The organism is Aquabacterium sp., from assembly GCF_004297345.1.
GTDB lineage: Bacteria > Pseudomonadota > Gammaproteobacteria > Burkholderiales > Burkholderiaceae_C > Aquabacterium.
Genome location: NZ_SCTN01000104.1, coordinates 1 through 7127 on the forward strand (window position 1 = coordinate 1; position 7127 = coordinate 7127).

Below are 7127 nucleotides of genomic sequence, written 5' to 3' on the forward strand. Positions count from 1 at the left end.
CTGCAGGTGCGCCCCCGCCTGCCCCTGCCGGTGGAAGAACTGGATCGCCACCTGCAGGTTGATCCGCCCGCACTGATCAAGGGCTATCTGCGTTGCGGCGCCAAGATCCTGGGCGCACCGGCCTGGGATCCTGACTTCAACACGGCCGATCTGCCCATGTTGATGCGCATCGCCGATCTGCCTGCGCGTTATCGCCGGCACTTCCTGGGCGCCTGAGCCCTGCGACCAGCCAGCCCGACCAGCAGCAAGCCCACGCCCATCAAGGCATAGGTGGCGGGTTCGGGCACGGCGCTGGTGGTCGCGAAATTGACCTTGTCCGGCGCGAAATCGGCAATGGCACCAAAACCCTTGCTGCTGAACGCCGTGTCACGGGGCCACAGATTCCAGGTGTAGTCGCCCTTGGCGAAACCCTTGGACGGCAACAAAGCACCACTGATGGACGCCGTCAGGGTGTTGCCGGAGATGGTCACCGCCCCCGCCGGCAAGGCCGCGCTGCCGACGTTGCCCGTGCCATCCGGGCGCAACAGGATGACCTGGTCAAACAGCACGTCCGGCAAGCCATTGGCTGCAAAGCCGGCCTTGCCCGTGCCTTCGTTCACACCCCAGACATACAAGGCCGTTGACGTGCTGCCAATGGCACCTGCCGACGTGCTGGACAAAACGAAGGTGTCCGTGGCGGCGTCGTAAGTGGCCGAGGCCGACACGATGTCCAGGTCCTTGCTGTTCGTGCTGCCCGCAAACGTGCTCAAAAAGTCGCCAGCGGGATCGCTGATGGTGGCAGCTTGCGCCTGCAAAGCCGCTGCGCCCAGGGACAGCGCGCCACACACGACCGACGGGCCAGCCCGCCTGACCAGAAAACCGAGTTGGGAAAACATGTTGATTCACTCCTGATTGACTTGATCGGGCGGCACGCCATGCCCCATGCATCTTGAGACGCCCGAGATCAGTCTACGCAATAAATGTGTGATGAACACATTTTTAGGTCATAGAGAATGTATTGAATTGCAAGATCGGACGCACAAACTCGAACGTACAAACGCATAGACTGCGCGCCATGAGTCGATCCGCCCGTCCGTCATCCCCCGCGCCAGCCACCCATGTCTCTGGCGAAGCTTCGTCATCCAACAAGGGCAGTCTGCCGCTCTGGCAATTGCTCATTGGCTGCGCAGACGCCGTCGCCGCCGTCCGGCAAGGCCAGTCACTGACGGACGTGCTGGCCGCTCGCGCCCCACAAGAGCGCCCCGGCGTCCAGGCCCTGTCATTTGCCGCGCTGCGCCGCCTGGGCACAGCCGAGGCGCTGCGCAAGAAGCTGGTGCCCAAAGCCCCGCAAGCCTGGGTAGACGCCCTGCTGCTGTCTTCGCTGGCACTGGCCTGCGGCACCGAGTACAACGAACACACGCTGGTGGACCAGGCCGTGGAGGCAGCCAAACGCCGGGCCCGGCAGGCCAGCGGCATGGTCAACGCCGTGCTGCGCCGCTTCCTGCGTGAGCGCGGCGACCTGCTTGCCAGCATCGACCAGGATCTGGTCGCCAGCTTCAACCACCCCGCCTGGTGGATCAAGCGCCTGAAGCAGGACTGGCCCGATCACTGGCAAGCCATCCTGATGGCCAATCAGGAGCAACCGCCCATGACGCTGCGGGTCAACCAGCGGCATCACACGGTGGCGGCCTATCGCCAGCAACTGATCGACGCGGGCATCCTCGCGGCCGACCTCGAAGACGCCAAGGCCGCAAGCCTCGGTGACCTTGATCCGCTGCCCCACCAACCAGCGCACATCGTGCTCACGCAGGGCGTGCCAGTCAGCCGCCTGCCAGGCTTCGAGCAAGGTGATGTGTCCGTTCAAGATGCAGCGGCACAGATCGCCGCACCGCTCTTGATCCACGCCAGCGGCCAAGCCTTGCCTGCCGGCGCGCGCGTGCTGGATGCCTGCGCCGCGCCTGGCGGCAAGACCGCCCACCTGCTCGAACTGGCTGATCTGGATGTGACCGCGCTGGACGCCGATCCTCAGCGCCTGGTGCGCGTCAACGAGACCTTGACCCGACTGGGCCTGAAGGCCCGCACCATCGCGGCAGACGCCAGCCAGCCATCAGCCTGGTGGGACGGCAAGCCCTTCGATGCCATCTTGCTGGACGCCCCCTGCAGCGCCTCCGGCATCGTGCGCCGCCATCCCGATGTGCGCTGGCTGCGCCGCGAATCCGACATCAGCGCCCTGGCCCGCACCCAGGACGCCATCCTCAACGCGCTGTGGCCGCTGCTCAAACCAGGTGGCCATCTGCTGTACTGCACCTGCTCCATCTTCAAGATGGAAGGCCAGGATCGCATCGACGCGTTTTTGCAACGTACTTCGGACGCCCGGGCGCTCCCCTCGCCCGGCCACCTGCTGCCTGTGGTCGAATACCTTGACCCCGCCCGGCACAACCGTGGCGATGGCTTTTTCTACGCCCTGCTGTCCAAAACCACCTAAGGTGCGTGATGTCCGAGATGCGCCGCCGAGAGCTGCTCAAAAGCAGCGCCTCAGCCTTGCTCGCTGCCACCATGGCACCGGCAGGGCGGCTTGCGCTTGCCGATACGCCGGGACATCGCAGCATCGATCTGGACAAACTCAGCATCATCCACAGTGACGAAGGCGTGCTGCTGAGCTACAGCGTTCGTTTTGACTTGCCACGCGATCTGGAGCAGGCCCTCAGCAAAGGCATTGCCGTCGTGTTCGTGGCCGAGGCCAATGTGTTTCGCAAACGCTGGTACTGGACCGATCAAGTCAGAAGCGAAACCTCGCGGCGCTGGCGGCTGGCCTACCAGCCCCTGACGCGCCGGTGGAAGCTCACCCTGGACGGATTGGGCCGCCACTTCACCAACCTCAACGATGCCATGGACGCCCTGCGTCGCACAGACCGCTGGCGCATTGCCGACCCCATCCCCGGCGCAGATGAGCAGGACTGCTATGTGGACTTCAGCTTCCGCCTGGACACCGATGAGTTGCCCCGCCCCTTGCAAATCGGCCTGGGTGGCCGTCCCGAGTGGAACCTGGACGTGCAGCGCCGAGCTTGGGTCCCCGCCCTGCGCTGAACCAGTGGCGCAACCTGCACGCCGCCCATGAGCACCATCAAAGCCAACCGTTGGGCCTGGATCGTCTCCGGCGTGGCCATGGGTGGTGCCAGCCTGATCCTCGCCTTCCTGCTGGTGTTTGCCACCCAGAACAGCGAGCGCTACGAACCGCACTACCAATGGCTGCTGTGGGCCAATGTTGGGCTGGCTGCGAGCCTGATCCTGGTCATCCTGATCGCCTTGGGCCGCCTGGCCTTGCGCCTGCGTGCACGCAAGTTCGGCAGCAAGTTGCTGCTCAAGCTGGCAGGCATCTTTGGTCTGGTCGGCCTGCTGCCCGGCCTGCTGATCTACACGGTGTCTTACCAGTTCGTCTCGCGCAGCATCGAGACCTGGTTCGACGTGCGCGTAGAAGGCGCACTGGAAGCCGGCCTGAACCTGGGGCGCAGCACGCTGGACAACCTCACCATCGACCTGGCCAACAAAGCCAGGCTGGCCGCCGAACGCCTGAACACACCATTGAGCGGCCCCGGTCAAATGGGGCCACAAGCCACGCCGGGCATCATCGAACTGGAGCGCTTGCGCGAACAACTGGGCGCGCAGGTCGTCACCTTGCTGACCGAATCCGGGCAGGTGGAACTGACAGCCGGTGGCGATGGCACACGCATTCTGGCTGCCGAACGACTGCCACTGAGTTGGCGCCAGGAGGCCCGCAGCAAAGGCGCGATGGCCCTCGTTGAAGGGCTGGACGACCGCAACGACGACACACTGGATCGCAAGCCCGACACGAGTGCGCCACTGCCCAGCGTGGCACGTGTGCTGGCACTGGCCTGGATGCCCGACAACAGCTTCAGCCTGCAGGCGCATGGCCATTACCTGTTGGTCACGCAGAAGCTGCATCCCGAACTGGTGCGCAATGCACTGGACGTGCAGGCCGCTTATCGCGAGTATCAACAGCGCTCGCTGGGCCGTGTGGGCCTCAAGCGCATGTACATCGGCACGCTCACACTCGCCCTGATCCTGGCCGTGTTCGGTGCCTTCCTATTGGCCGCCATCCTGGGCCGGCAACTCGCCAGGCCGCTGTTGTTGTTGGCTGAAGGCGTGGGCGAAGTGGCGCGCGGTGATCTCCGCCCCAAAGCGTTCTCGGCGTCCACCGATGAACTCGGCGGCCTGACACGCTCGTTTGCGGGCATGACGCAGCAACTCGCCGATGCCCGCAAGCTCGCCGAGCGCAGCGTGCAGGAACTCGACAGCGCACGCGCCCACTTGCAGACCATCCTCGACAACCTCACCGCTGGCGTGATCGTGTTCGACTCCACCGGCCGTATCGACATGGTCAACCCGGGCGCCACGCGTATCCTGCGTCTGCCCTTGTCAGCTTACAAGGGCCGCCACCTCTCCGATGTCAACGGCCTGCAAGCCTTCGCCGAAAACATCCGTCAGCGCTTCGAGCTGTATGCCAATGACCCCGTCCCCGGCGAGCGCCAGCAATGGCAGGAGTCCTACGAACTCAGCCTGCCCTCCAGCCCTGAACCCTTGACCCTGTTGGTACGCGGCGCCGAGCTGCCGCCCAACGAACGCCTCATCGTGTTCGACGATCTGACAGAAGTGGTGTCTGCTCAGCGCGCCGAAGCCTGGAGCGAAGTGGCGCGCCGCGTTGCCCATGAGATCAAGAACCCGCTGACGCCCATTCAGCTGTCGGCAGAGCGTATGCAGATCAAGCTGGAAGACAAGCTGGATGAACCATCCAGGAGCCTGCTCACACGCTCGGTCAACACGATCGTCACGCAGGTGCAGGCCCTCAAGACACTGATCAACGAGTTCAGAGACTTCTCGCGCATGCCCACGGCCAAGCTGGTGCCGATCGATATCAATGAACTGATCAACGATGTGCTGGCCTTGTACGGCCACGCCATCGAACACGGCACTGTGTTGGTCGAACTGGGCCAGGCATTGCCTCAGATCATGGGCGATGCCACCTTGCTGCGGCAAGTCGTGCACAACCTCGTGCAGAACGCATTGGATGCGGTCAGCGAGCACCCACCTGAGCACGACACGCCTCGCGTCCTGATCCGCACCGATGCCCCACTCAAAGACGATGGCAGCATTCGCGCGGTTCGGCTCGTCGTGCGCGATAACGGCCCGGGCTTTCCAGACAAGATCCTCAAGCGCGCGTTCGAGCCTTATCTGACCACCAAAACCAAGGGCACAGGACTTGGCCTGGCGGTGGTCAAGAAGATTGCCGATGAACACGGCGCGTTAGTTCGACTGCGCAATTTCAGTGACAGCAACGATTCGATACCTAAAAGCAGCTCGGAACTAGGGTATCCCTCACAAGCTCATGCTGTGAGAGGGGCTCAAGTTTCGTTATCATTTTCAAAGCTGTCATCTAAATCTGCCCAAGCTGGGTCACACTAGTCATAGTTCCCATCTAAGGGGTCAAACAAATTCATGGCCACCATTCTTGTTGTTGACGACGAACTGGGCATTCGTGCCTTGCTGTCAGAAATCCTGAGCGACGAAGGACACTCCGTCGAACTCGCCGAAAACGCCGCCAAGGCACGCATCCTGCGCGAACAGTGCAAGCCCGATCTGGTGCTGCTCGATATCTGGATGCCCGATGTCGATGGCGTTACGCTACTCAAAGAGTGGTCCGCAAGCGGTCAGCTCACCATGCCTGTGATCATGATGTCCGGCCACGGCACCATCGACACAGCCGTGGAAGCGACCAAGTTCGGTGCGCAGTCCTTCCTTGAAAAACCCATCACCATGCAAAAGCTGCTGCGTGCTGTGGAGCAAGGCCTGACCAAGCCCGCACCACGCGCTGCGACCACGGCGGCACCCACCGTGCATCTGGCCACGGTCACGCCCATCACGGCCGCATCGTCTTATGCGGGCATCACCAGCATGGGCTCACCTATCCGCAGCGAACTGGTTGGCGCCAGCGACGTGCATCACCACCACAGCAGCCCTGTGTCGTACAACACGGTGCAACCGGTATCCAGCATGAATGGCCTGACGCCAAGCGGCCCTTCACATGAGCAAAGCTTCGAACTGGATCGCCCGCTGCGCGAAGCACGCGATGATTTCGAGCGCGCCTACTTCGAGTTCCATCTGGCTCGCGAAGGTGGCAGCATGACCCGCGTTGCAGAAAAAACAGGCCTGGAGCGCACACACTTGTATCGAAAACTCAAACAACTTGGTGTTGATTTGGGTCGCAGCAAGAAAACTGCTGCAAATTGATGTATAGTCTAAGTCTTCGCTGATCACCGCAACGCGGTTTGAAGCAAAGAGATGGCCTGGTAGCTCAGTTGGTAGAGCAGCGGATTGAAAATCCGCGTGTCGGTGGTTCGATTCCGCCCCAGGCCACCAGTATCTAAAGGCCCCGTAAGCTGTTTTGGCTCACGGGGCCTTTCTACATTTCTGGGTGAAAATCTACAATGGACTTGGCTATAGCCCATGCACATAGCCGTGCTCATGTATAGCTAAAGCGACAGGTTGAGAAATGCCCACCCAACGCTCCCCAGGGATGCAGAGCGAGCAGGAAGCCATCATTGAGTCAATGCTGGATCGTTCGTTTGGAGCTCCCTTCCTGTTCGTCCCGCTCAAGTACCGAAAGGGATCAGCGCACAGGGAACCTGCAGATCTTGCTTGGCTATGCAACGGCTTAGTAGCACTGTTTTACTTCACACGCTCAACTGCAGCGCTTGATCAACAGGTCGAGCACAACCTGCGTCAAGCCAAAGGCTACCTGCGTCTTTGGCGCACTGGCGACGCCACCTACGCACTAAGAGGCAAAAATCGATTTGGAGATGAGTGCCATGTGCCCTTCAAGAAGGTTACGCATCACCTCACCTTTATCGTCGTCTCAGCCCCCTGCGGCATACAGGTGTTTCGAACCAGCGAAAATGACAAGCCGGCATTGACAGTTGTGCTGAACGAGTCCGTGCTGTCCGCAATCTCTGAATTTGGTGGCTCGCTTGTGGATCTGCTTTGCATTGTTGCCGCAGATATAAAAAACAAAAATGACTCCACTTTTGAAGCCGGATCACATGAGAACAGCCACGAACAAACCAAACGTACCA

At 61.6% G+C, this 7127-nt stretch carries 6 protein-coding genes, 1 tRNA gene and 1 pseudogene; 7 read left to right on the forward strand and 1 reads right to left on the reverse strand.

The genetic code is table 11. The features are described from left to right. A pseudogene (locus EPO09_RS03120) lies at positions 1–216 on the forward strand (ornithine-acyl-ACP acyltransferase); the annotation flags it as partial. Here EPO09_RS03120 and EPO09_RS03125 read toward each other — a convergent pair. Next, positions 189–875, reverse strand: coding sequence for a PEP-CTERM sorting domain-containing protein (locus EPO09_RS03125; protein ID WP_290640053.1), 687 nt, complete (start codon positions 873–875; stop codon positions 189–191). The pseudogene EPO09_RS03120 and the gene EPO09_RS03125 overlap by 28 nt on opposite strands. Positions 876–1054: 179 nt before the next feature. Between EPO09_RS03125 and rsmB the strand changes: the two genes are divergently transcribed. The 6 genes from rsmB to EPO09_RS03155 form a co-directional block, all read left to right on the forward strand. After that, positions 1055–2464 (forward strand): 16S rRNA (cytosine(967)-C(5))-methyltransferase RsmB, encoded by a 1410-nt coding sequence (rsmB, locus tag EPO09_RS03130; protein WP_290640055.1) that lies wholly within the window; start codon positions 1055–1057, stop codon positions 2462–2464. 8 nt (positions 2465–2472) lie between these two features. Further along, positions 2473–3066: a DUF4390 domain-containing protein gene (locus EPO09_RS03135; protein ID WP_290640056.1), complete on the forward strand. Its 594-nt coding sequence runs from the start codon at positions 2473–2475 to the stop codon at positions 3064–3066. A gap of 27 nt (positions 3067–3093) precedes the next feature. Beyond that, a complete protein-coding gene (locus tag EPO09_RS03140; protein WP_290640057.1) occupies positions 3094–5460 on the forward strand; it encodes an ATP-binding protein in 2367 nt (788 codons plus the stop codon). A 33-nt stretch (positions 5461–5493) separates the two neighbouring features. After that, positions 5494–6285, forward strand: coding sequence for a response regulator (locus EPO09_RS03145; RefSeq protein WP_290640059.1), 792 nt, complete (start codon positions 5494–5496; stop codon positions 6283–6285). Between the two features lie 53 nt (positions 6286–6338). After that, positions 6339–6414, forward strand: a tRNA-Phe gene (locus tag EPO09_RS03150). 133 nt (positions 6415–6547) lie between these two features. After that, the coding region (locus tag EPO09_RS03155; RefSeq protein WP_290640061.1) for a hypothetical protein at positions 6548–7127 on the forward strand (580 nt) is incomplete at its 3' end.

What these genes read in the sequence shown, in the direction of transcription:
- EPO09_RS03145 (WP_290640059.1), top strand. Translation starts at nt 5,494, where the DNA reads ATGGCCACCATTCTTGTTGTTGACGACGAACTGGGCATTCGTGCCTTG.
- EPO09_RS03135 (WP_290640056.1), top strand. Translation starts at nt 2,473, where the DNA reads ATGTCCGAGATGCGCCGCCGAGAGCTGCTCAAAAGCAGCGCCTCAGCC.
- EPO09_RS03125 (WP_290640053.1), bottom strand. Translation starts at nt 875, where the DNA reads ATGTTTTCCCAACTCGGTTTTCTGGTCAGGCGGGCTGGCCCGTCGGTC.
- EPO09_RS03140 (WP_290640057.1), top strand. Translation starts at nt 3,094, where the DNA reads ATGAGCACCATCAAAGCCAACCGTTGGGCCTGGATCGTCTCCGGCGTG.
- rsmB (WP_290640055.1), top strand. Translation starts at nt 1,055, where the DNA reads ATGAGTCGATCCGCCCGTCCGTCATCCCCCGCGCCAGCCACCCATGTC.